The sequence below is a fragment of the Pseudomonas sp. DR208 genome (genome assembly GCF_019823005.1).
In the GTDB taxonomy this organism is placed as follows: Bacteria; Pseudomonadota; Gammaproteobacteria; order Pseudomonadales; family Pseudomonadaceae; genus Aquipseudomonas; species Aquipseudomonas extremorientalis.
In genome coordinates, this window is record NZ_CP081944.1 from 4,425,106 (window position 1) to 4,447,099 (window position 21,994).

Consider the following 21,994-nt stretch of genomic DNA (forward strand, 5'->3'; position numbering starts at 1 on the left):
CCGCAGGCGAATGCGGCACGCGCGTGTAGGTTTACTTCGGCATCAGTGCGGCGATGTCGGCATCGGTCGGCGCTTGGAAGTTGTACTTCTTGAGCAGGGCGGCGTACTCCGGCGTGGCGCGGTATTTTTCCAGGCCGTCGAGCAGGGCTTTTTTCACCGTGTCATTGCCTTTCTTCACGCCGAAGCCGTTGAGCACCGGGTAGATCAGGGTGTCGGACGAGATCACCACGCGGCTGCCGAGCTTGTCGATCACGCCTCGGGCCACGGCGGCATCGGTGATCTGCGCTTCGACGGCGTGGGCCAGCAGCGCCTGGGTGGTTTGCGGGTCAGTGCTGTATTCGCTGATCTGGATCGGCTTCAGGCCCTTGGCGACGCAGTATTCGGTGGACAGCTTGTTCATCTGCGCCAGCCACGAGGTGGCCCCCATGGAGCCGATCTTGTGGCCGCAGAACTCTTCCGGGGTCTTGGGCTGGAAGGCGCTGTCCTTGAGGGTGAGGATCGACTCGCCGCTTTTCAGATAAGGGATCATGTCGATCACTTTGACCCGCTCGGCGGTGATGTACATCGACGAGTTGGTCACATCGAAACGCCCGGCCTGCAGGCCAGTGATCAGGTTGGGGAAGCGTGTGTCGAGGGTCTCGACCTGGCGGCCCATGACCTTGCCCAGGCCGTCCATGAACTCGATATCAAAACCCGCCGGCTTGTTGTTATCCATGTACTCATAGGGGAAGAACGTCACGTCGGAACCGGCGATGATCTTGCCGTCCTGCTGGAACGCCGAAGCGGCCAACGAGGTCAGTGCAACGGCTGCGCCCAGCAGGCACACGGCAAGGGGACGAACACTTTTACGAAACGCTGTCATGGTGATTACCTGCAAGGGTTTAGGGGGGTTAGGCAGTGGCTGAATCTTGTCCCGCCTGTTGCACGAAGAACGAGGCACCACGGGGCTTCTGCGGCAGGCGCATGTGGTTGTCGGTGGAACGCACCAAGCCACTTTCTTCACCGGCCACCAACAGGCCGGCATGTGCGCTGGGCAACGGGTTTTCGCCGAAGGGCAGCGCGTCTTCAGCGGCATAGACACTGATGAACAGCGTGCGCGGCAGTTCGGTCTCGTTTGGGCTGGAAGCATGCAAAAGCCGGGTGTGCATGAAGCACACCGAGCCGGCCGGCCCGTAGCAGGCCACCGGTTGCTGGCAGTGTTGCGCGACCACGCTGTCGTCCACCGAACCGGTGAAACGCTGGTGCTGCCAGTGCGACCACAGCGGGCCTTTGTGGCTGCCGGGGATCACATTCAGCGGGCCGTTCTGCGGGGTCACTTCGCTGACCATCAGCAAGGCGGTGACGATGTCGTCGTTGCTGTGGGGCGTGAACAGGAAGTCCTGGTGCCACTTCACCTGGGTCGCGGTGTGGGGCAGTTTGGAGTTGATCTTGCTGTGGTGAAAACGCGTACCCTGGGCGCCGATCAGTTGCGCGGAAATCGCCGCCATGCGCGAGTGCAACGCCACGCGCTCATAGGCCGGCGAAATCTCCGTGGGCGAGCTGACCCGGCGCAGGGACGGGTGGTCGGCGCGGTGGTCGCCCTCCAGGTCAAAGCGCTCACGGCCATCGACAGTGGCGCCCCAGCCCCGGTCATGGCTGCGGCTTTCTTCCACCCATTGGTCGAAGTCGTGCTGCAACGCGGCCACTTCATCCTGCGACAGCACGCCTTCGACCACCAGGAAGCCGTCGCGCTGGAATTGTTCGATTTGCGATTGCTCGATCATTTTAGTGTTTCCTGAACGTTAAAGAGATCACGCCAGCGAGACGTCCTTGAGGAACGCCTCCACGCGTGGGTTGTGGCCGCTGCGCAAGACGCCCGGCGTGTCGTCGCAGACCACGCGGCCCTTCTCCATGAACACGATGCGGTCGGAGACCTTGAAGGCAAAGTTCATCTCGTGGGTGACGATGACCATGGTGATGCCCTCCTCGGCCAGGGCTTCGATCACCTGCAGCACCTCGTTGACCTTCTCCGGGTCCAGCGCCGAGGTAGGCTCATCGAACAGCATGATCTGCGGGCGCATCATCAAGGCGCGGGCGATGGCTACGCGTTGCTGTTGGCCGCCAGACAACTGGTGCGGGTACTTCCAGGCGTGGTCGAGCATGCCGACCTTGTGCAGCAGCGCGTAGGCCTGTTGCTTGAGTTCGGCGGTCGCGCCCAGGCGGTGGTACTTGGGCGCCATCAGCAGGTTGTCGAGCACGCTCAAGTGCGGGAACAGGTTGAAGCTCTGGAACACCATGCCGATGTGCAGGCGATGCTCGGCGTGCTCGATGTACTGGGGTTTCTGCGCGCCGACTTTGTTCAAGTGGATGAAGGGTTGGCCATTGATCCTGATCTCGCCGTTGTCCAGTTGCTCCAGACCATTAAGCAGGCGGATCAGCGTGGTCTTGCCGGAGCCCGACGGACCGATCACAGACACCACTTCACCGGGCTGGATCTGCAGATTCACCGAGCCCAATACCTCGATATCGTTGTAGGCCTTGTGCAACCGCGTGGCCTGCAACGCCGACTCGCCATTATTGGCCGGGCGCGCCAAGGCAGTGCGCTGCTGGGTCGCCAGGGCCAGCACCGCCGCATCGGGAACACGGGACACGTTGCGCTGGTTGACGTCGAGAAAGCGCTCCAGGCGCTTGAGCAGGAAGTCGAACACCGTGACGATAAACACATAGAAGAACGCCACCGCCGCCATGGTTTCGATCACCAGGAAGTTCTGCGAATACAGGCGCTGGCCGACCATCAGGATCTCGGTCAGGGAGATCACCGACACCAGGGAGGTGAGCTTGACGATGGAGATGTATTCGTTGGCCAGCGACGGCAACGCCACCCGCAGCGCCTGGGGAATTACCACGCGCCACTGGGTGCCGAAGAACTTCAGGCCCAGCGCACGAGCCGCCTCGCCCTGCCCTTTGGGAATCGACAGCAGGCCACCGCGATGGATCTCAGCCACGTAGGCGGTCTCGCAGATCACCAGGGCCAACAGGCCGGACCAGAACGGGTCGGCCAGCACCGCCGAGGTACCGGGCAACGCTTGCGGCAGGTTGTAGATAAAGATCAGCAGCACCAGCAACGGCAGGCTGCGAAATAGCCAGATGTAGCCGCGGGCCGGCACGCTCAGCAGGCCATGTCTGGATTGCTTGGCCAGGGCCAGCAGAAAGCCCAGGCCAATGCTCAACACCCAGGTCAGGGTGCTGAGCTTGATCACCGTCCACGTCGCGCGCCAGAACTCGGCATCGCCCAGCAAACCCAACATGTAGTTCCAGTCGAATGTCATCGTCGCTGTGCCCTGAGAAGTTGATCTACATCGATGGGTTCAGAGTCGTGGCGGGAGGCGGTTGGGGTCAATTCGTAAAAGCCGGGGCACTGGGTAGGCAGAACCTATGCAGCCTGAGAGCAACCAAAATCCAATGTGGGAGGGGGCCCCCTCCCACCTTTGGTGCAGGCTTGAATCGGCCGTATTGCGCATGCCACTTACTGGTGCAAGCTCAGCCCACACCGCTCAACACCCGCACCGCATGCGGGTCAAAAAAGCTCGGCGGCGCCATGCCGGGGATGTACTGGTCGGACACAAACATGCGGCACCGCTCGGCAAACGCCGACACCACCCGCGACAGCTGGGTGTTGCTGGCCGTGGCGTAGCCCAGGCGCATCGGCCGGTGTGCACCCGCCAGGCGCAGGCGGATCACGCGCTTGCCGTCCTGGGACATGTTCGATTTGGGCCGCGCATTCGCGAAGGAATAGCCGATACCGTTGCCCACCATGGCGCGCACCGTTTCAAGGTTGGTGGAGCGCATGATGATGTTCGGTGTGGTGCCGGCCTGGATGAACAGGCTGAGGAAATAGTCACGGCTCCACGGCGTGTCGAGCAGCACCACCGGGAAGGCCTCCAGGTCCTGCATGCTCACGGCCGGTGAGTTCGCCAGTGGGTGGTACTCGCCCACCATCACGTAGGGCGGCAGTTGCGCCAGGGGTTGGAAGTCGATGTCCGGGCTTGTCACCAGGTCGTAGGTCAGGGCGATATCCAGCTCGCCGCTGCGCAGTTTTTCCAGCAGCTCTTCATGGTTGCCCTCGGCTTGCGTCAGCCGTACGCCGGGAAACGCACGGCCGAAACCGAACACCAGCTCTGGCGTGATCATCGGCGCCAGCGACTCCAGGCAACCCACGCGCAACGGCCCGCGCACCGTGTTCAAGGACTCCGAGGCGATGGTGTAGAGGTTGGTCATCTGCTCCAGGATCAGCTTGGCTTCTTGCATCACCAGGCGCCCCACCGCCGTGAGGGAAATGCCCTGGGCGTGATGGCGGATGAACAACTGAATGCCCAGCTCCGCCTCCATATGGGTGATCGCCGCCGAGATCGACGGCGACGACACATGAATGCGCTCGGCGGCCGCACTGATGCTGCCCGCCTCTCCCGACGCGACGAAATACTCCAGTTGACGCTGAGTAATACGACTGAGCATGACGCCTGCCCCTCAACAATGACTGTACCGGTGGTGTTGCAGGGTTCGTGCCGGGTCAGGCGCAAACCGATGACCTGCACGGGCTTCGGTTTTTCCTAAGCACTACCCCGCGCAAATGCTGGTTTCGCCGCAGCCGGCGCGGTGTGAAGCTGGATCTATCCCGCTTCCCACGAGTTGCCGTTATGCCGACCCACACCCGCATCCGCATGTTCAATACCCAACAGACCTACCCCAACCAGGCGCTGGACAACGACCTGTGCCAGGCCGTGCGCGCCGGCAACACCATTTACGTGCGCGGCCAGATCGGCACCGATTTCGACGGCAACCTGGTCGGCCTCGGCGACCCGCGCGCCCAGGCCGAGCAGGCGATGAAGAACGTCAAGCTACTGCTGGAAGAAGCAGGTTCGGACCTGTCGCACATCGTGAAGACCACCACCTATCTGATCGACCCGCGCTACCGCGAGCCGGTGTACCAGGAGGTGGGCAAGTGGCTCAAAGGTGTGTTCCCGATTTCCACTGGGTTGGTGATCTCCGGGCTGGGCCAGCCGGAGTGGTTGATGGAGATCGATGTGATCGCCGTGGTGCCGGACGATTGGGCCGTATGAAAGCGCTGATTGCCTGGAGTGCCCCATGACTCATCGTGTGTTTTTCCTCAACGGGCCTAACGCCAACCTGTATGGGCTGGATGAAAACGGCACCTATGGCAGCGAAAGCTTCGCCAGCATCGACGCCCGCTGCCAACGCCACGCCGCCGCCCTGGGCCTGACGCTGGACTTTCGCCAGAGCAACCATGAAGGCGTGCTGGTGGACTGGATTCAGGAAGCACGCCTGCACGCCGACGCCCTCGTGATCAACGCCGCCGGGCTCAGCTACAGCTCGGTGCCGATCCTCGATGCGTTGCTGGCGTTCGACGGCCCGATCATCGAAGCGCACATGAGCAATATCTGGCAGCGCGAAAGCTTCCGGCACCACTCCTACGTGTCCAGGGCCGCCACCGGTGTGATCGCCGGGTTGGGGGCGCTGGGTTACCAACTGGCAATCACGGCTGTGGCCGAATTGCTAGGCCAAACCGCCTAATGACTGTTCAGGAACCGCCTATGTCCGTCGAAAAAATCAACACCCTGGTCGTCGGCGCAGGCCAGGCCGGCGTCGCCATGAGCGAGCACCTGTCCTTGATGGGTGTGCCCCACCTCGTGCTGGAACGCCACCGCATTGCCGAACGCTGGCGCTCGGAACGCTGGGACTCTCTGGTCGCCAACGGGCCGGCGTGGCATGACCGCTTTCCCGGTCTCACCTTCGAAGGCCTTTCGCCGGAAGCCTTCCCGCCGAAAGAGCGCATGGCCGACTACTTCGAGGCCTACGCGGATAAGTTGCAGGCCCCTGTCCGCACGGGCGTGGAAGTCCAGTCGGTGGAACGCCACGCAGGCCGCCCCGGCTTCAAGGTCACCACCTCCGCGGGCGTGATCGAAGCCGCCAACGTCGTTGCTGCCACCGGCCCGTTCCAGCGCCCGTCAATCCCGAACATCGTCCCCGCCAGCGCACCGTTGCACCAACTGCATTCCTGCGCCTACAAGAACCCCGGCCAACTCCCCGAAGGCGCCGTATTGGTGGTCGGCGCCGGTGCCTCCGGCTCGCAGATCGCCGAAGAACTGCAAAAGGCCGGCAAGACCGTGTACCTCTCGGTGGGCGAACACTACCGCCCGCCCCGCGCCTATCGTGGCCGCGACTATTGCTGGTGGCTGGGCGCGTTGGGCTTGTGGGATGAAGTCAAGATCCAGCCGAAGAAAAAGCACGTGGCGTTTGCGGTGAGTGGTTACGAAGGCGGCAAGACGGTGGACTTTCGCCGACTGGCACATCAAGGCATTCAATTGGTGGGCGTTACCCAGGACTGGGCGGAAGGCGTGATGAGGTTTCAACCGGGGTTGGCCGAGAACGTGGCTGAAGGCGACCGCGCTTACTTTGACGTACTGCGCGATGCGGATGCGTATATCGAGGCCAATGGCTTGCCGTTTCCGCCGGAGCCACAGGCCTGGGAACTGTTGCCCGATCCAGAGTGCCTGGTGAACCCGATGTTGAGCCTGGACCTGGCTGAAGCGGGCGTGACCACAATCCTTTGGGCCACCGGCTTCAAGTTCGATTTCAGCTGGTTGAAGGTGGACGCGTTCGACGAGAAAGGCGAGCCGTTCCACAAACGCGGGATCTCGGCACAGAGCGGAATTTACTTCCTGGGTTTGCCGAACCTGGTCAACCGCGCATCTTCATTTATCTATGGGGTTTGGCACGATGCGAAGTACGTGGCGGACCATATCGTGCTGCAGAACGCGTACATGGCGTACGACAAGTCCTAATCCTGCCGGGACGAAAGGCGCGAGCCTTGCTCGGTTGCCTACGCTTGCGTCAGAATCCGCCGGCTTGTGCGCTTGGGTGAGCGTCTCTAAGGTGGCTCGGTCGCTGAACACTCAGTGATCGGGTTTAGTAGCCCGAGTGACAACATAAAGTGCATGAGCCTCATCGATCAGATGTTCTTGTCTGTGCTTGATGGTGGCTGTGCGCAGGGCGCCCTCGGGCGCGCCGGCTTTGTGTGTTTCCCCGGTCTACTAACCTGCGTACAGCCGCCACCCTCTCGTTTAGTAGCGAAAAGGTGTTGGCCCTAAAACAGGTACAACACACATGTTCAAAGTCACGCCCAATCCTCCAAACGGTCCGGACCTGAAGCTCAATCATGCGGCGAATCGTGCGATTGACCATTACCTCAACCCCGGTGCCGAAGCACCACCTGCGCCACTCTTCAGCATCGCCAGCGATGCCAGCAACGAAACATTGATCGTCAACAGCTACGAAACCTTTTCCTCGGTCAGCGCCTTGCTGCTCGACCTGTCGGAGGCGTTGACGGGTAAACAGCGGGATGTGGTGCTGGCCATTCACCAGTTGAGTGAGTTGGGGGTTTTGTTGGTGGATAAGCTGATGGAGCGCGAAGCTACGCTAGCCGATCCAGGTCTTTGAGAAACCGGCCATATCCGGCTGATGCCGTCCCATAAGGGCGAACACTGCAACTGTGGCGAGCGGGCATGTCCCGCGTTGGGTTGCGAAGCAACCCTGGAAGGAGGAATGCGCGGAGTCAGGCCCTCTTCGGCCGCGGGTTTTGGGGCTGCTTCGCAGCCCAACGCGGGGCAAGCCCGCTCGCCACAGGGTACTTATCGTCAGTTCTACCTAAAGACCTTGAAGTGCTGCCCCTTACAACGACTCGCGCTTCCAGGCAGTGCTTTCAGCCACGCTTGGGCAACTTCCAATTCGGCCGAATAAAGTGGCAGGTATAGCCATTGGGAATCCGCTCCAGATAATCCTGATGCTCCGGCTCCGCCTCCCAAAACGGCCCCGCCGGCTCGATCTCCGTCACCACCTTCCCCGGCCACAGCTTCGATGCATCCACGTCCGCCGCCGTATCTTCGGCCACCTCCCGCTGCTGCTCACTCAGGTAATAAATCGCCGAACGATAACTGGGCCCCAAATCATTGCCCTGCCGATTCGGCGTGCTCGGGTCATGGATCTGGAAAAAGAACTCCAGAATCTGCCGGTAGCTGATCACTGCCGGGTCAAACACGATTTCAATCGCTTCGGCATGGTTGCCATGGTTGCGGTAGGTGGCATTCGGCACATCGCCGCCGGTGTAGCCCACGCGGGTGTGCAGCACGCCGGGGTAGCGGCGCAACAGGTCCTGCATGCCCCAGAAGCAACCGCCGGCGAGGATGGCGGTTTCGGTTGGTTTGGTCATGGTCTGCCCTTGCGTTCAGTGGATACCCGCCTAGTTATGGGGCCGTGTTGGCCAATAGCAAGATTCACGGGTTTGTCATGCAGTGCGCCGGCACCTCAGGGTTTGAAGTTTTTCATCAGTTTGAACAGGTGGCCGGGCCGGACCCAGCGCGACTGGGGCGGGTTGCGGGTGTCGGCGAGGGCATCCAGAAAGGTGTTGTTGGAAGCATCACCGTCAGGCCCGTTCAGGTTTGAAACCGGGTGAGTTGGAACGCTTGCTGGTTCCTCTGGCTTATAGACACGGCGGTTAGCCACATCCAGTACATAGCCGGCGGCCTTGCCGTATTCGGTGAGGTTCCACACCCCGTTGACGACTTCGAAGAGGGCCTCGGAGGGGGGGAGTTTTATGTCCTTGTGCGTGGTGGTGACGATATGGTCCGCCGCCTTGGCGTAGTTGAAGGTGACGTACTCACTGCCGAGGGGGGGTTGATCCGCACCTTCACTGGAGAATTTTTTCACCATACGCTCCAGGAACGGTATGCCGCCAAAGTGGGAGTACACCCCAATGCCCGGATCCAGGATGTGCTTCACAAAATCCGGGTCAATACGGCTGCTGCCGAGCGCTGAACTGGACAGTATCCGTGAAGCGATGGTGGCGTCCTCCGGCTTGAAATCGAACGTCGTCCAATACTCATCGACGTAATAGCCATTATTGCTAATGAGTTGGCGACCGTCGCTGAAATAACGATAGTCAGCGAGTGCATAAACCAATCGGTCGACGTGACGTAGATCCGCACCTTCTGAATGTGCATAAGCGTACATATCCGAGATCAAGGCACGGTCATCGAGGGTGAGAAAGTCGTTGCGATTTTGAGTGCCGTTTTCAAAGGTCGCGGGTGGAAGGGCAACGGGTGGTTCGCCATTGTGAAACATGCGCGAAATGAAGGTCTCACGACCGTTAATGGGGACTGGCTCAGGATAAGAAACACCTGAAGGCGCCATCGACTGGACGGTTTCCCACGCCACCCTGCGCTCGTTAACCGTGAAGGCGCCGCCGTTGTCGCGGGCGATCAGGTTGAGTTGATCTCGCCCTAGTCCCTTGAAGGGGTTGCTGTCATGACCGTTGAGGAAACCGGTCGCTTGTCGCGCACGGGCCAGGAGTTCTGGGTCATTGGCCGTTGGAGTCTCTGCGTCGTGTTGTGCCTTGTTGGCGAAATACTGTTCGTCGGTGATGGGTTCTAGGGAGTCGGCGTTCTTTTGGCCAACGGGTGTCTCCGCCCGCTGTGCCGCATCACTCAGTTGACGCGCCAGGATTGAGACGGTGGTGGTGCCGGCATTACGTGTAGAGAGGGGGGCATCAGCCTGGGCGTTGTCAGGCGAGACTGTTGACGGAATAACAATGCCGCCGGATTCATTCGTCACGCGACTGTTAGACGAGGAGGTATTAGGGCTGATAGTGATCATTAGTATTCACCTTGCGTTAGGCATGTGAATGGTCATGTAAAAGTTTCTTACCTATCCAAATACCCGTAGCCAAATTGGCTGCGGGCATCACACCACACTAATAGCTATATTTAATTGTCACAGAATCAACGCCGGCAGGACGAGCGTAAGGTGGAGTGCCGCCCAATACCGTATGAAAAATCGTAACTTTTGAACCATGACCGAATGACTGATTGTTAAAATCCATCAGCACACCCGAAGAACTCGGAAAGATATCACGACAATCTTTTTCAGCACTGAAGGAGCGAAAGTAACACAGCTCAACCTTCTCACTCAGTGTCCCAGGATAGTACGTTGTACTCCACCGAATTTCTGATATCTGCTTGGGGTCTTGGAGTGTTCCTGAGGGAATATCCGCAGCCAGCACACTAAAGTTTGCGAATTCACGACTCGGCACAGTATTAGAATTGGACAGTACCAATACGGGAGTTGGTGCCACCGTTTTAGTAAAGACGCCCTCCGCCGCCAACACGGAATTTTTTGTAAAAATAGTTAAAACTACACCCACAGCAAGCCAAACCTTATTGATACTTTTCGAGCTCTTCATAATCTTCACCCTAGTTCACAAATTAATACCTGAGGTTCCAATCATTCCAGCAGTAGGAATCACACCACTACCCTTGCACGATTTTTCAATTCAAGTAAGGCACCCGCTTCCTAAAAACATGAAGCCCTTATCTGTAATACTTACAAGTAGGACTTTGTCAGTAACTTCCTAGTCCCGCCTCCCCTCTATTAAAAACCCCTGTTCCAAGGCATGATGCCGCCCTCACATCAAGGACGATAAAACCGTGAAAACCACCCTCACCGCGCTGCTGTTGATTGGCTTGGCGATGCCTGCATTCGCCGACACCACGCCCATCGGCTTCAAGAGCATCAACGTCCCTGATGCACAACGCCCGCTGCAAATGGTGGTCTGGTACCCCGCCGCCACCGCAGCTACGCCTGAGTGGATCCGCGATGACGCCGTGTTTTTCGGCGCCCTGGCGGTGCCCGATGCGCCGGCAGCGAGCGGCGAACATCCGCTGGTGGTGCTCTCCCACGGCTACGGCGGCAACTGGGGCAACCAGGTGTGGCTGGCCAGCGCCCTGGCCCATCAGGGTTACATCGTGGCGGCGGTCAACCATCCCGGCACCACCAGCAAGGATCGCAGCCCCCAGGCCGCTGCGCAGTTGTGGCAACGGCCCAGAGACTTGAGCCGGGCCATCGATGCGGTGATCGCCCAGCGGACGCAGTTCGGCACCGTGGCAAACAACCGTATCGCCGTGGTCGGCCACTCCATCGGTGGCTGGGCTGCCATGGAAATCGCCGGCGCGCGTTTCGACCCGGACCTCTTCGCCCGCGACTGCAACACTCACCCTAAATTGGGCGGCTGCATTGGCTACCAGCAGATCAAACCCGCCGCGACACCGGCGGCGAAGGCCCAACTGGCCGCTGACCTGCGCGACCCACGCGTCGGCGCCGTGGTGACCCTGGACCTGGGCCTGTCACGCGGCTTCACCGACGCCAGCCTGGCCGCCCTGCCGGTGCCGGCGCTGGTGATTGCGGGGGGCGTGCCAACGGAAGATATGGACCCCAACCTGGAGTCCGCCGACATGGTCAGGCGTATGCCAAAGGCCTCGACCGAGTATGTGGAGATCAGCGACGCTACGCACTTCAGCTTTATGTCGATCTGCAAGCCGGGTGGCATGGCGTTGATCGAAGAAGACTCGCCGGGCGATGGCATGATTTGCCGCGATGGCGAGGGGGCTCGGCCAAGGGCGGTGATTCAGCAACAGGTGCTGGATCTGATCACCGGTTTTTTGGGGCGGACAGCGGCACGGCGCGCGGCGGCCGATTTTTAGCTGGTATCATCCCGGGCCTGTACAACCCGGGGAGAACCACATGAACCGCCAGAAAAAACTCCAGCAGCTCTTCAAGGAAAAAGCCAGGAAGGCCAACGCCAAATTGGCGCCGAAGAAGAAGGACAAGTACATCAGCAAGGCAGACCGGGAAAAGCTCGCGGCCGAAGCTGCCCAGGACCCAAGCCTTTCCCCGGAAAGCTGACTCAGCAACCGCTCAACGCCACCTGCCGCCGCTCCCCCGCAAAGAAAAACGGCCGCAACCGCACGCCCACGCTGTTGCCGATAAACGCCGCCACCAGCCATACCCAGCCATGCAGGCTGCCCGAGGCGATGCCGCTGAAGTACGCGCCGATGTTGCAACCGTACGCCAGGCGCGAGCCGTAGCCGAGCAGCAGGCCGCCGATCACAGCCGCCACCAGCGAGCGCGCCGGAATCTTGAGGCTGGGGGCAAAGCGCCCGGCAAGGCCGGCGGCCAGCAGCGCACCGAGGACGATGCCGATGTCCATCACGCTGGTGATGTCTTCCCACACCGGCGCGGCCAGGGCCTTGGCATTGCCCGGCATCTGCCAGAACGCCCAGCTGGCCACGTCCACACCCAGGCCGCTGGCGACTTTGGCTCCCCACAGCGCGAACGCCGAGGTGATGCCCCAGGGCCGTCCCGCCAGCGCCAGGGTGGCGTAGTTGAGCAGGGCCAGGCCGATGGCGCCCCACACCAGTGGCCACGGCCCGCGCAGAAAGCGGCGCAGGCCTCGGTGTTCGCTTTTCACGCCCTCTTCCAACTGACCATGGCGACCCTTCTCCAGCCGTACGGTCACCAACGCAATGATCGCGAACACCACCAGGCTCAAGCCCAATGCCGGCACCACGCCGAAGCTCTTGACGATGGACACCGCCGGGAGCGCCGGCAGCCCGAACCACCAGTCAACATGGTGCGTGGCGATCAACGAACCGCAGATAAAGAACAGCAACGTGACCAGCATGCGCGCATTGCCACCGCCGACGGTGAACAGCGTGCCCGACGCACAACCGCCGCCCAGCTGCATGCCGATGCCGAAAATAAATGCCCCGAACACCACCGACACCCCGGCCGGCGCCACCAGCCCGGTCACCGGCTGCCCGAACAGCGTGCCCGCCCCCAGCGCCGGGAAGAACAGCAGCACCGCCAGCGCCAGCATCACCATCTGCGCGCGCAAGCCAGCGCCACGGCGATCATTGATGAACACGCGCCAGGCCGAAGTGAAACCGAAGGCGGCGTGGTAGAGGGTCAAGCCCAGTGCTGCGCCGACCACCAGCAACAGCACCTGGTGCGAACCGACGCTGTTTTGCAGGAACAGGGCGCCCAGCACCAGGATGATAAAGGCCACCAGCGGCGCGACGGGTTCGCGCGCGGGGGTGAGAGGCAGAGAGGTACTCATGGGGAATCTCGGTCTGTTTGAAAGGAGTAGGCTGCGAGGATGGCGAGTATACCCTTGTGTGTAGATAATCCCGGGATGCGTGTGGCCTGACGGCGCCCCTTTCCTCCATCAGCCGGTGAACCCGTGGCCAAAGACATCGAGACCCCCTGCGTTTCCCTCTGCCAGCTCAGCGGCGACCTCTGCGTCAGTTGCGGACGCACCAAGGATGACATCCGCAAATGGAAACGCATGAAACGCCCGGAGAAGATGGCGGCCGTACAGCGTGCGACACAGCGCCTCAAGGCGTTGAAAAAAGCCAGGTAGGCTGTTCATGCATCTGTGGCGAGCGGGCTTGCCACAGATGCCTGCTCACCACAATTGGCCCGCAAGATGGGGGTCAACCCCGCCCCACCGACCCCGACACCGGAAGATCACCCAGCAGCTTGAGCCCGGTGCTCTTCACAAACGTCGCGTAGTCCATCGGTTTCTGGATGCGCGTCTCGGCGTTGGGCAGCACATAGGCCCAGGCGCGCTTGCTGGAGGCGTCATACACCAGCTTGAACAACCGCGTCGGCACCCAGACCTTGTTGTGGCCGATGGTGCCGTAGCCCGGGTCGAACAACGGGCCGGTGAACACATACACGTCGCCACCGGCACGCACGGCAAACTTGCGCACGTCGGCCTCGACCTTGCTCCAGACCTTGCGGTTGTTGGTGGGGTCCTGGGGCACCATGTTCGACAGGGCAAAAGACTGCGCCATGGCGTGCGCGTCAGGCGCATCGGCGGCCGGGGCCTGGTGGCCACGGTCCACGGCCGGGTGCTGGCTGCGGTAGTCGCTCAGCTCCGCGCGGCCACCCTGGGGAATGCGCGGGTCCGCATAGAACTGGTTGGTGCGCTCCTCGCCTTTGGCGTCTTTCAACTGCGCGGCATTCAAGCGCTCGACGACCACCAGCGGGGTCTTGCTGGTTTGCGAGTACAGCACCGCAAAGGTGTCCGAACACAGGGCCAGAGGCTTCATAGACGCCGGGACGGTGGCGGTGTTGATCGGTCTGGTGGCAGGAAAGAGTTGGGCGCAACCGTCAAACGAACTGCGCTGCTGGGTGGGGGTATAGGGATTGGCGAGGCTGCGTGCGTCTACAGCGGTGGAGAGCAAAACGAGGGCCGACAGCCCGACTGCAACGTTGCGTAGGTACATGCGTTAGATCTTATGGTAAGGGTAAACGGACACGCGCGAATATTCGTGCGGGGCCTATGGACCCTCAGATACCTGTTTGGTGCCGCCAGGCTTTCGGTAAAGGTTGAACCTCTCCTACATGCAAGGGTTCAGAACCCTACATCCTCGGAGGAATTTTATGACCCAGACAGCCTTAGTCGTCGGCGCCAGCGGCATCGTTGGTAGCGCCATCACCCAATTACTGCTGGACAACCAATGGCAGGTTGCCGCGCTCTCACGCAGCCCCTCCCAGGTGCCCGGCGTGATCCCGATAAGCGCCGACTTACAATCCCCGGCCACCGTACAGCAGGCACTGACCGCGTTAAAACCCACCCACGTATTCATCACCACTTGGTCGCGCCAGGCCACGGAAGTCGAGAACATCCGCGTCAACGCCGCCATGGTGCGCAACGTGCTGGACGCCGTACGCCCCACCGGCAGTGTGCAACACGTAGCGCTGGTCACCGGGCTGAAGCACTACCTCGGCCCCTTTGAAAGCTATGGCAAGGGCAGCCTGCCGCAAACTCCGTTCCGCGAAGACCAAGGCCGCCTGGACGTGGAGAATTTCTACTACGCCCAGGAAGACGAAGTGTTCGCTGCGGCCGAGAAAGATGGTTTCACCTGGAGCGTGCACCGCCCGCACACCGTCACGGGTGTCGCTGTGGGCAATGCGATGAATATGGCGACCACCCTCGCCGTCTACGCCAGCGTGTGCAAATACACCGGGCGCCCATTCGTGTTCCCAGGCTCCCGCGTGCAATGGGACAGCCTCACCGACATGACAGATGCGCGGCAATTGGCCCAGCAACAGCTATGGGCAGCCACCACGTCAGCGGCTGCCAACCAGGCGTTCAACATCACCAATGGCGATGTTTTCCGCTGGCAATGGATGTGGGGGCAGATTGCCGATTACTTCGGCCTTGCACCAGCACCGTTCCCAGCCGCGCCTGCCCCACTCGAGCGCCAGATGGCCGACGACCAGGCCACTTGGAACCAGATCGCGGCGCAGTACGGGCTGAAAGAAGCCGACATCAGCCGACTCATTTCGCCATGGCACACCGACGCCGACCTGGGACGGCCGATCGAGGTGGTCACCGATATGTCCAAGAGCCGCCAACTGGGTTTCACCGCTTACCAGGCCAGCAACCAGGCCTTTTTTGACGTGTTCGATCAGTTGCGCGATGCACGGCTGATCCCTTGACTGGATAGCGGCAGCACGACCACAAACTCGCTGCCCCTGCCGTGTCCTTCACTGATGCCCGTCACTGTACCGCCGTGGGCTTCGACCAGTTCGCGCACCACGGTCAAGCCAATACCCAGGCCGGCGCTGTTGAAACCGATGGCGTGGGCATCTTGCACATAAGGATCAAAAATGAACGGCAAGGCCTTGGCGGTCACGCCAATGCCGTTGTCGGCAATGCTGATCTTCAGTTGCCCGGTCTCTACGCTCACCACCATCGCGATACGGCCAGCCGCTTGCGTGTACTTGGCTGCGTTGCCCAGCAGGTTGTGCAGGATCTGCGCAAGCCGTACGGGGTCGCCGTACAGGCTCGGGATAACATCCGGCAACACCACATCGAATTGCTGCTTTCGACCGATCATCACTGGGCTATAGGCCTCGACAGCGGCATTCAGGATACGCAGCATGTCCACCTCGCGACGGTGGATGCGCAGCTTGCCGGTGCTGGCACGCGAGACATCCAGCAAGTCATCGACCAGTTGGGAAATATGCTGGACCTGGCCCTCTATCAATTCAAGCATACGCGGCAGTTCGTCGCTGGGTAGCCGGACCATGCGCTCGGCAATCAGACTGATAGGCGTCAGCGGGTTGCGCAGTTCATGGGCGACCATCGCCAGGATGCGTTTCTGCTGACCTAGCGCACGTTCGGCGGTGACCTGCAGGTCCTGGGCGCTGAGTGCGGCGAACACCAGTTGCGCATTGGCTTCGCGCAGCTTCTGGAACAGCAGTTGGTCCTCTACCTTCGGCGCCGCGACAGTGTCGGATTGGGCCAGGAGCAGTGCCAGCACCAACTGCTGGTTGGCCTCGATCAGTTGCTCGACATGCTGGGTATCCTCTAGGCGAGAGTTGGCGCCTTCCAGTTGTTGCTGCAGCGCAGCCAGTACGGCACGGGCTTCTACGATTTTCTGGCCGAGCAGGAACAGCTCATGGGCCGCATTGGCCACTTTACGCGCGTCCTCTCCCGCCGAATTACTCATGGGTCAGTTCAATCATTGTGGTCTCCTGTGCGCTGGGTCGTCGGACGCCCACCCAGCAGCCCCTCCTGGTCAGCGAGCATCTCGCCGATCTGCAGGCCATCGTCATTGATGTGGTATTGGCGCAGCTCGTCGCAGTGGGCACTGGCGCGCACTTTGACCACGGCCATGATGCGCAGCAGGCGGCTGCGGACTTCGATGTAGCGCTGCACGATGATCGCGTCCGTCAGGAACGCGGTGCCGTAGGGGCTGAAGCGCAGGTCGGTGTAGCGGTCTTCCAGCTCTGAGGTCATCAACACGCTGACCCCGGCGCGGGTCAACGCGGTGACCATACGTGACAACGACTCACGGAAGTCTGCGCGGAAGGTCGGCGCCAGGGCCAGCTCAAAGCCCGACAGCGAATCGATGACCACCCGCGTGGCGTTCAAGCGGCTGATTTCGCTGAGCAGCAGTTGGACAATTTCGTCGATCGACAGGTCCGGCGCCCGGCTGTCTACCAGGCTGACCTGGCCGCTGCGGATCAAGTCGGCCAGCGTTGCGTTTTGCGAGTGGTTGGGCCGTTGCTCGAACACCGCGATCACACCGGCTTCGCCATTGCGCGCGCCCTCGGCCAGGAAGGTCGCTGCCAGGATGCTCTTACCCGACCCCGAAGGCCCCGCCACCAGCAACGAATAGCCACGGGGCAGGCCGCCACCGAGCATCTCATCAAGGCGTGGCACGCCCATTTTCAGGCGCTGCATGGGCAGCGATCTCGGCGTCTCGTCCGGGTTGAGCGGGGCCGGTGCGAACACCCTGATGCCTGAACTGGCGATACGAAAGGTGTGCAGCCCCGGCAAGGTCGGTTGGCCGCGCATCTTCATGATTTCCATCTTGCGCACCATCGAATTGCGCTCGACGCTCTGGCGCAACCAGATCAATCCATCGGCCACGGTGAAGATCGGGTTGGTGTCGGTCTCGGTGAAGTACTCGCCGATCAGGAAGGTGGTCGCTTGCCACGTGGTCATCAACATACCCAATTGTTGTACGAACTGCGGCAGGTTGTTATTGGGGTTGTGCTGGGTCTGGCTGGCGAGCACCACCGAACGGAAGGAGTCGACAAACACCAACGACGGCGCATGCGCCTCCACTTCGCTGACAATCCGGCGCAGCACTTCGTCCAGGTCGCCGGCCAGGGTGTCGTCGGCCAGGTTGATATAGCGGATCGACTGGTTGATCGCGTCGCTGTCGAAGAAGTCGAACTGCTGCTAATAACGGAGCATCTTCAGCGGCGGCTCGCCCAGCACGGTGAAAAACAGCGCCGGACGCTCGGGTGTCGCCAGGGCAAACATCATCTGATGCGCCAGGGTGGTCTTGCCACAGCCAGGCGGACCGGCGATAAGGTTGAACGAAAACTCCGGCAAACCTCCGCCCAGCACCTCGTCCAGCCCTGGCACACCGGTAGCCAGGCGGTTGATCGTTACTTTGGTGCTCATGGCGAATTTTCCTGCGAAGGGGTGTCGCTCAAAGAAGGTTCCCACACGTCGCGTAGTAAACGCGCGGTCAGCGAAGGCCCGATCAGCGTGGTGAGCAAAGTGTAAAAAGTGGTCAGCAGCACCTCACCGAAAAACAGCGCATCGGCCTCAGTCTGCTCAAGCAGTACGGCTTTGAGCCCGGATCTGTCAGGCGTGGCTTGCACACGATCGTGCATGCCGGCCAATCGCGCATGGGCCGAGGCGCTGAGGTGCAGGCTGCGGCGCAGCAAGGCGACACAGCCTTGCTGCCCGATGATGGGCGTGAGTGCTGCGTCCATGTCCTGCAATATCGACGTGATCGCCTCGGCGATGCCTGCGATATCCGCGGAGGGACCAACACGGTGCGCCAGAGAAGCTACGATCTGGCGGCTCTCTTCGCTTAGCGTGGACATGAAGGGCTGATATCCGATGAATTGATACCCACCGTACACCCTCTGGCATTCGTCCGAGGGTTTAATGAGCCATTATCTGCGCCCCCATGCGCCGCCCAGGTTTGAAACCATGGGCACGGGCGCTCCAGGCAATCGCCAGCGACACACCGATCAACAGCAACATCGCCCACGGAAACGAGGCCACGCCCCAGGTCTCGAGCAACACCCCACCGACGACACCGCTGCCGGCGATAGCGCTGTTCCAGGCCACCACATTCAGCGACAGCGCCACGTCGGCGCCATCGCCCGCCGCATCGGCCAGGGCGGTCTGCAGCAGGGTCGCGGCGCCGCCGAAACTCAGGCCCCACACGGCCACGCCGAGGTAGACCACTTCCGGCAGGTTGCCAAAAAGACCCAGCCCAAGCGAGACGACCGCGAACACCGCCAGGCTGACGAGCACGGTCTTGCGCAACAACGACTCAACGAGCCTGGCCGTGAGCCAGATCCCTGCCAGCGCGGCAACCCCGAACACCAACAGCACCAGGTCGACCCGCTCGGCCAACCCCGCCGGCGCCACGAAGGGTGCAATGTAGGTGTACAGAATGTTGTGCGCCAGCATCCAACTGATCACCACCGCCAGCACCGGCCGTACGCCCGGCGTGCTCAGCACCTGGCCCAGCGACATACGTTGATGGGCGGGCTGGGGAGCGTAGTCCGGGACTTTGACCAACACCCACGCAATCAACACCAGACTCACCGCCGACATCAGGCCAAACGTGGTGCGCCACCCCACCAACCCACCCAGCCAAGTGCCGAGCGGTACACCCAACGACAGCGCAATCGGCGTGCCGACCATCGCCAACGCCAGCGCCCTGCCCTGCTGGTGCGGCGCGACCATGCGCCGGGCGTAACCGGCCAGCAGGCTCCAGGCCAACCCCGCTGCCACACCGGCGAAAAAACGCGCCACCAGGGTCACACCATAGTGGGACGACAGCGCGGTGATGGAGTTGAACAGCAGGAACCCGACGATGGTCAGCAACAGCACATTACGCCGGCGCCAGCCACGGGTCGCGATGGTCATGGGGATCACCGCCAGCACCGAGCCCAAGGCATACGCGGTGACCATCTGCCCGGCCATCGACGGGGAAATCGCCAGGCCGTCGCTGATCAACGGCAACAGGCCGGCGGGCAGGGTTTCGGTGACGATGCAGATAAAGCCGGTCATGGCCAGGGCTAGCAAGGCGCCGATGGGCAGGCGGTCGGATGACGCCGATAAAGTGAGTGAAGGTGTCACGGGTAACTCCTTGAGCGGGATTTAAATACTGATCGATACAAATGTTGCGTCTGGACATAGCGCGTTGTCAACGACTTATGTATCGACTAGTATTTATCTCGCTTCCTCCACCGGAGATCCGCCATGGCACAAATGGGCCGCCCCCGCACCTTCGACCGCGATCACGCCGTAGACCAAGCCTTGCACCTGTTCTGGCAGCACGGCTACGACGCCACCTCACTCGCCCAACTCAAGGCTGGCCTGGGTGGCGGTATCTCCGCGCCGAGTTTTTATGCGGCGTTCGGTTCCAAAGAGGCGCTGTTCGACGAATGTGTACAGCGCTACCTGACGACCTACGCACAGGTCACCGAATGCCTGTGGGACGAAAGCCTGTCGCCGCGTCAGGCGGTTGAAACGGCGCTGCGCCAGTCGGCACGCATGCAGTGTGAAGACGGGCATCCCAAGGGCTGCATGGTGGCGCTGGGCGTGATGAGTGCGCCGAGCCCCGAGAATGCGCGGGTGGCGAATGGATTGACGCAATCGCGGCTGCGCACACGGGCGGGGATTGTGGCCTGTGTGCAGCGTGCGATACGTGCAGGGCAATTGCCAGGCACGATTGACCCGGCGGTGATGGCGACGGTGTTTGACAGTTTCCTGCAGGGCATTTCGATCCTTGCGCGCGACAACGTTCCCCACGCCAGCATCGACGCGGCGATCAGCCAACTGCTGCTGACCTGGGATATTGCCGCGTCTACGGCGCCGCCGATTCGTCCCGGCATTGCATCAGGAAATCCACAAACGCCCGCACCCGATGCGGCACATAGCGACCATGGGGATACAACAAGGTAAACGGCCGTGAACGCCCACCGAACGGCTGCAGGACTTCTACCAGGCTGCCGTCAGCCAGTTCCTGCTCGACAATAAACTTGTAGGTCTGAAACAACCCCGCGCCGTGCCTGGCCAGGGTCACCCCGCCCAGCACATCGTCGGAGCAGCTGTACCCCGCCTGCCCCGCATACTCTTGCGCCTTGCCATCCACCTGAAACAGCCAGGAGATACGCCGGCCATTGCTGGGCAATTCGTACTGGATGCATTCATGGGCGGGCAGATCTTCCAGCGTCTGTGGGATGCCAGCGCGTTCAAGATAGGACGGTGCCGCGACCACCACCAACTCGGCGTCTTCCAGCAGGCGCGCAATCAGCGATGAGTCGGGCTGGGCGCGCACACGGACCGCCAGGTCGTAGCCTTCGGCGACGAAGTCGATATTGCGGTTGCTGATGTGGATATCCACCGTCACCTGCGGGTACAGCGCACGAAACTTCGGCAGTAGCGGCAGCAGACGGTGATGGGCGTAGGTGGTGGGAATACTGATGCGCAACAGGCCGGACGGCACTGCTTGCGCGCCCATCACCTCCTGTTGCGCTTCCACCAGTTGGGTCAGGGCCTGGCGGCATTGTTCGAAGAAGGTGCGGCCACTGTCAGTGAGGCGGATGCTGCGCGTGGTGCGCACAAACAGCCGCGAGCCCAGGCGCTCTTCCAGGCGTGAAATGCTGCGGCTCACGGCCGCCGGCGTGACACCGGCAACCTGCGCGGCGGCGGTGAAGCTGTTGGCTTCGGCGGCGAGGCAAAACAGCTCGATGCTGCCGAGCTGCAGGTCTTCGAAATGGCGTTTCACACTGGGTCCACCCGGTTACGGCTGCGGGGGATTGCAACACGTCCGCGCCCAGTGTGCCACTGCTTGCTTACGCCGTTGGCTCGATCAGGGTTGTCAGCCGCGCGGGGTTTGCAAGGCGTGGTACCCGTAGTCTGCGCGCGCTTGCCGCAATGGGACACCGGCGTCGATGGCCGCACGAATCTGTTCCTCGGCCTGGTGGATTTCTTCGGCGACCGTCAGCACCTCGCTCACTGAAACCGCAGGAATGACCACTAGCCCGTCACCATCGCCCCGTAGCCAGTCATCCGGTCTAACCCGCACGCCCCCCAGCGTCACCGCCTCCTGTATCGCCTCGACACGCACGCGATCCTTGCCGGTGCGCATCCAGTTGCCCCGGGAAAAGATCGGGTAATGGAGTTCCAACGCACGATCGACATCGCGGCAGATACCGTCGATCACCGTGCCGGCCAATTGTTTGCGGGCAGCCGTAGAGGTCAGCAGGTCGCCCCATACGGTGGTGTCGAGGCGTGCCTGATTGTCGATCACCACCACTTGCCCTGGGGCAAGGTCGTCGATGTAGTCGCCCACCGAGCCCCCCTCCAGGCCAACAGGTCCGTAGCGCAGGGTCCAGGCTTTGCCCGTAAGGCTGAAGGACCGGTCCAGCGGCTTGATGTCGGTACATTGACAAAGGATTTTCAGGCGATCCATGGCATCGCTGAGGTCGGTACAACTGAGGGCGTCCAGGCGTTGATGAATAGAGCGTTGCATGAGGA

The 21,994-nt window shown here is 61.5% G+C and carries 23 protein-coding genes and 1 pseudogene; 9 read left to right on the forward strand and 15 right to left on the reverse strand.

Annotated elements, in window-relative coordinates; all coding sequences use genetic code 11:
* Positions 1 to 31: 31 nt before the first annotated feature.
* From K5K89_RS19910 to K5K89_RS19925, 4 genes are all read right to left on the reverse strand, one after another.
* A complete protein-coding gene (locus K5K89_RS19910) occupies positions 32 to 862 on the reverse strand; it encodes an ABC transporter substrate-binding protein (RefSeq protein WP_071490168.1) in 831 nt (276 codons plus the stop codon).
* A gap of 28 nt (positions 863 to 890) precedes the next feature.
* Positions 891 to 1,763, reverse strand: a complete 873-nt coding sequence (locus K5K89_RS19915; protein ID WP_071490169.1) for a phytanoyl-CoA dioxygenase family protein — start codon at positions 1,761 to 1,763, stop codon at positions 891 to 893.
* 27 nt (positions 1,764 to 1,790) lie between these two features.
* Positions 1,791 to 3,308: an amino acid ABC transporter permease/ATP-binding protein gene (locus K5K89_RS19920; protein ID WP_071490170.1), complete on the reverse strand. Its 1,518-nt coding sequence runs from the start codon at positions 3,306 to 3,308 to the stop codon at positions 1,791 to 1,793.
* 211 nt (positions 3,309 to 3,519) lie between these two features.
* Complete coding sequence (locus K5K89_RS19925; protein WP_071490171.1) at positions 3,520 to 4,494, reverse strand: LysR family transcriptional regulator; 975 nt, start codon at positions 4,492 to 4,494, stop codon at positions 3,520 to 3,522.
* Between the two features lie 182 nt (positions 4,495 to 4,676).
* Here K5K89_RS19925 and K5K89_RS19930 point away from each other — a divergent pair, with 182 nt between their 5' ends.
* From K5K89_RS19930 to K5K89_RS19945, 4 genes are all read left to right on the forward strand, one after another.
* On the forward strand, positions 4,677 to 5,099 hold the full coding sequence (locus K5K89_RS19930; RefSeq protein WP_222540117.1) for a RidA family protein: 423 nt from the start codon (positions 4,677 to 4,679) through the stop codon (positions 5,097 to 5,099).
* Positions 5,100 to 5,124: 25 nt separating this feature from the next.
* On the forward strand, positions 5,125 to 5,571 hold the full coding sequence (locus tag K5K89_RS19935; RefSeq protein WP_071490172.1) for a type II 3-dehydroquinate dehydratase: 447 nt from the start codon (positions 5,125 to 5,127) through the stop codon (positions 5,569 to 5,571).
* Between the two features lie 20 nt (positions 5,572 to 5,591).
* Positions 5,592 to 6,842 (forward strand): flavin-containing monooxygenase, encoded by a 1,251-nt coding sequence (locus K5K89_RS19940; protein ID WP_222540118.1) that lies wholly within the window; start codon positions 5,592 to 5,594, stop codon positions 6,840 to 6,842.
* Positions 6,843 to 7,164: 322 nt separating this feature from the next.
* Positions 7,165 to 7,497, forward strand: a complete 333-nt coding sequence (locus tag K5K89_RS19945) for a DUF6124 family protein (protein WP_078049491.1) — start codon at positions 7,165 to 7,167, stop codon at positions 7,495 to 7,497.
* A gap of 262 nt (positions 7,498 to 7,759) precedes the next feature.
* Here the strand turns inward: K5K89_RS19945 and msrA are convergent, their stop codons facing one another.
* The 3 genes from msrA to K5K89_RS19960 form a co-directional block, all read right to left on the reverse strand.
* A complete protein-coding gene (msrA, locus tag K5K89_RS19950) occupies positions 7,760 to 8,266 on the reverse strand; it encodes a peptide-methionine (S)-S-oxide reductase MsrA (protein ID WP_093530695.1) in 507 nt (168 codons plus the stop codon).
* A 95-nt stretch (positions 8,267 to 8,361) separates the two neighbouring features.
* Positions 8,362 to 9,708 carry a hypothetical protein gene (locus K5K89_RS19955; RefSeq protein ID WP_222540119.1) on the reverse strand — a complete coding sequence of 449 codons (1,347 nt, stop codon included), beginning with the start codon at positions 9,706 to 9,708 and terminating at the stop codon, positions 8,362 to 8,364.
* A 97-nt stretch (positions 9,709 to 9,805) separates the two neighbouring features.
* Positions 9,806 to 10,294: a hypothetical protein gene (locus K5K89_RS19960; RefSeq protein ID WP_130898114.1), complete on the reverse strand. Its 489-nt coding sequence runs from the start codon at positions 10,292 to 10,294 to the stop codon at positions 9,806 to 9,808.
* Positions 10,295 to 10,538: 244 nt separating this feature from the next.
* On the opposite strand from K5K89_RS19960, the gene K5K89_RS19965 reads away from it, so the two are divergent.
* A complete protein-coding gene (locus K5K89_RS19965; RefSeq protein ID WP_222540120.1) occupies positions 10,539 to 11,591 on the forward strand; it encodes an alpha/beta hydrolase family protein in 1,053 nt (350 codons plus the stop codon).
* A gap of 40 nt (positions 11,592 to 11,631) precedes the next feature.
* A complete protein-coding gene (locus K5K89_RS19970) occupies positions 11,632 to 11,793 on the forward strand; it encodes a DUF2986 domain-containing protein (protein WP_071490178.1) in 162 nt (53 codons plus the stop codon).
* A 1-nt stretch (position 11,794) separates the two neighbouring features.
* Here the strand turns inward: K5K89_RS19970 and K5K89_RS19975 are convergent, their stop codons facing one another.
* Entirely contained in the window at positions 11,795 to 13,006 is a 1,212-nt protein-coding gene (locus K5K89_RS19975; protein ID WP_222540121.1) for a YeeE/YedE family protein, read from the reverse strand.
* A 123-nt stretch (positions 13,007 to 13,129) separates the two neighbouring features.
* Between K5K89_RS19975 and K5K89_RS19980 the strand changes: the two genes are divergently transcribed.
* Complete coding sequence (locus K5K89_RS19980) at positions 13,130 to 13,309, forward strand: DUF1289 domain-containing protein (protein WP_222540122.1); 180 nt, start codon at positions 13,130 to 13,132, stop codon at positions 13,307 to 13,309.
* A gap of 73 nt (positions 13,310 to 13,382) precedes the next feature.
* Here the strand turns inward: K5K89_RS19980 and K5K89_RS19985 are convergent, their stop codons facing one another.
* Complete coding sequence (locus K5K89_RS19985) at positions 13,383 to 14,180, reverse strand: DNA/RNA non-specific endonuclease (protein ID WP_071490180.1); 798 nt, start codon at positions 14,178 to 14,180, stop codon at positions 13,383 to 13,385.
* A gap of 157 nt (positions 14,181 to 14,337) precedes the next feature.
* Here K5K89_RS19985 and K5K89_RS19990 point away from each other — a divergent pair, with 157 nt between their 5' ends.
* On the forward strand, positions 14,338 to 15,399 hold the full coding sequence (locus K5K89_RS19990) for an SDR family oxidoreductase (protein WP_222540123.1): 1,062 nt from the start codon (positions 14,338 to 14,340) through the stop codon (positions 15,397 to 15,399).
* On the opposite strand, the gene K5K89_RS19995 is transcribed toward K5K89_RS19990, so the two are convergent.
* From K5K89_RS19995 to K5K89_RS20010, 4 genes and pseudogenes are all read right to left on the reverse strand, one after another.
* Complete coding sequence (locus K5K89_RS19995) at positions 15,369 to 16,415, reverse strand: sensor histidine kinase (protein ID WP_222540124.1); 1,047 nt, start codon at positions 16,413 to 16,415, stop codon at positions 15,369 to 15,371. The genes K5K89_RS19990 and K5K89_RS19995 overlap by 31 nt on opposite strands.
* Before the next feature lie 8 nt (positions 16,416 to 16,423).
* Positions 16,424 to 17,884, reverse strand: a pseudogene (locus tag K5K89_RS20000) (RAD55 family ATPase).
* Positions 17,881 to 18,315: a hypothetical protein gene (locus K5K89_RS20005; RefSeq protein ID WP_100490119.1), complete on the reverse strand. Its 435-nt coding sequence runs from the start codon at positions 18,313 to 18,315 to the stop codon at positions 17,881 to 17,883. The pseudogene K5K89_RS20000 and the gene K5K89_RS20005 overlap by 4 nt, the downstream one beginning before the upstream one ends.
* 61 nt (positions 18,316 to 18,376) lie before the next feature.
* On the reverse strand, positions 18,377 to 19,588 hold the full coding sequence (locus tag K5K89_RS20010) for an MFS transporter (protein ID WP_222540125.1): 1,212 nt from the start codon (positions 19,586 to 19,588) through the stop codon (positions 18,377 to 18,379).
* 123 nt (positions 19,589 to 19,711) lie between these two features.
* Between K5K89_RS20010 and K5K89_RS20015 the strand changes: the two genes are divergently transcribed.
* Positions 19,712 to 20,416: a TetR/AcrR family transcriptional regulator gene (locus tag K5K89_RS20015; protein ID WP_092250632.1), complete on the forward strand. Its 705-nt coding sequence runs from the start codon at positions 19,712 to 19,714 to the stop codon at positions 20,414 to 20,416.
* Here the strand turns inward: K5K89_RS20015 and K5K89_RS20020 are convergent.
* Together K5K89_RS20020 and K5K89_RS20025 are read right to left on the reverse strand one after the other, a co-directional pair.
* Positions 20,319 to 21,242 carry a LysR family transcriptional regulator gene (locus K5K89_RS20020; RefSeq protein ID WP_093124884.1) on the reverse strand — a complete coding sequence of 308 codons (924 nt, stop codon included), beginning with the start codon at positions 21,240 to 21,242 and terminating at the stop codon, positions 20,319 to 20,321. The genes K5K89_RS20015 and K5K89_RS20020 overlap by 98 nt on opposite strands.
* 93 nt (positions 21,243 to 21,335) lie before the next feature.
* The gene (locus K5K89_RS20025; RefSeq protein WP_092250629.1) at positions 21,336 to 21,989 is read right to left on the reverse strand and encodes an RraA family protein; all 654 of its coding nucleotides are present in this window, start codon (positions 21,987 to 21,989) and stop codon (positions 21,336 to 21,338) included.
* Between the last annotated feature and the right edge of the window lie 5 nt (positions 21,990 to 21,994).

Bases quoted from the DNA above. Each gene is read 5' to 3' on its own strand.
- K5K89_RS19910 (WP_071490168.1), bottom strand. From the start codon at position 862: ATGACAGCGTTTCGTAAAAGTGTTCGTCCCCTTGCCGTGTGCCTGCTG.
- K5K89_RS19915 (WP_071490169.1), bottom strand. From the start codon at position 1,763: ATGATCGAGCAATCGCAAATCGAACAATTCCAGCGCGACGGCTTCCTG.
- K5K89_RS19920 (WP_071490170.1), bottom strand. From the start codon at position 3,308: ATGACATTCGACTGGAACTACATGTTGGGTTTGCTGGGCGATGCCGAG.
- K5K89_RS19925 (WP_071490171.1), bottom strand. From the start codon at position 4,494: ATGCTCAGTCGTATTACTCAGCGTCAACTGGAGTATTTCGTCGCGTCG.
- K5K89_RS19930 (WP_222540117.1), top strand. From the start codon at position 4,677: ATGCCGACCCACACCCGCATCCGCATGTTCAATACCCAACAGACCTAC.
- K5K89_RS19935 (WP_071490172.1), top strand. From the start codon at position 5,125: ATGACTCATCGTGTGTTTTTCCTCAACGGGCCTAACGCCAACCTGTAT.
- K5K89_RS19940 (WP_222540118.1), top strand. From the start codon at position 5,592: ATGTCCGTCGAAAAAATCAACACCCTGGTCGTCGGCGCAGGCCAGGCC.
- K5K89_RS19945 (WP_078049491.1), top strand. From the start codon at position 7,165: ATGTTCAAAGTCACGCCCAATCCTCCAAACGGTCCGGACCTGAAGCTC.
- msrA (WP_093530695.1), bottom strand. From the start codon at position 8,266: ATGACCAAACCAACCGAAACCGCCATCCTCGCCGGCGGTTGCTTCTGG.
- K5K89_RS19955 (WP_222540119.1), bottom strand. From the start codon at position 9,708: ATGATCACTATCAGCCCTAATACCTCCTCGTCTAACAGTCGCGTGACG.
- K5K89_RS19960 (WP_130898114.1), bottom strand. From the start codon at position 10,294: ATGAAGAGCTCGAAAAGTATCAATAAGGTTTGGCTTGCTGTGGGTGTA.
- K5K89_RS19970 (WP_071490178.1), top strand. From the start codon at position 11,632: ATGAACCGCCAGAAAAAACTCCAGCAGCTCTTCAAGGAAAAAGCCAGG.
- K5K89_RS19975 (WP_222540121.1), bottom strand. From the start codon at position 13,006: ATGAGTACCTCTCTGCCTCTCACCCCCGCGCGCGAACCCGTCGCGCCG.
- K5K89_RS19985 (WP_071490180.1), bottom strand. From the start codon at position 14,180: ATGTACCTACGCAACGTTGCAGTCGGGCTGTCGGCCCTCGTTTTGCTC.
- K5K89_RS19990 (WP_222540123.1), top strand. From the start codon at position 14,338: ATGACCCAGACAGCCTTAGTCGTCGGCGCCAGCGGCATCGTTGGTAGC.
- K5K89_RS19995 (WP_222540124.1), bottom strand. From the start codon at position 16,415: ATGAGTAATTCGGCGGGAGAGGACGCGCGTAAAGTGGCCAATGCGGCC.
- K5K89_RS20005 (WP_100490119.1), bottom strand. From the start codon at position 18,315: ATGTCCACGCTAAGCGAAGAGAGCCGCCAGATCGTAGCTTCTCTGGCG.
- K5K89_RS20015 (WP_092250632.1), top strand. From the start codon at position 19,712: ATGGCACAAATGGGCCGCCCCCGCACCTTCGACCGCGATCACGCCGTA.
- K5K89_RS20025 (WP_092250629.1), bottom strand. From the start codon at position 21,989: ATGCAACGCTCTATTCATCAACGCCTGGACGCCCTCAGTTGTACCGAC.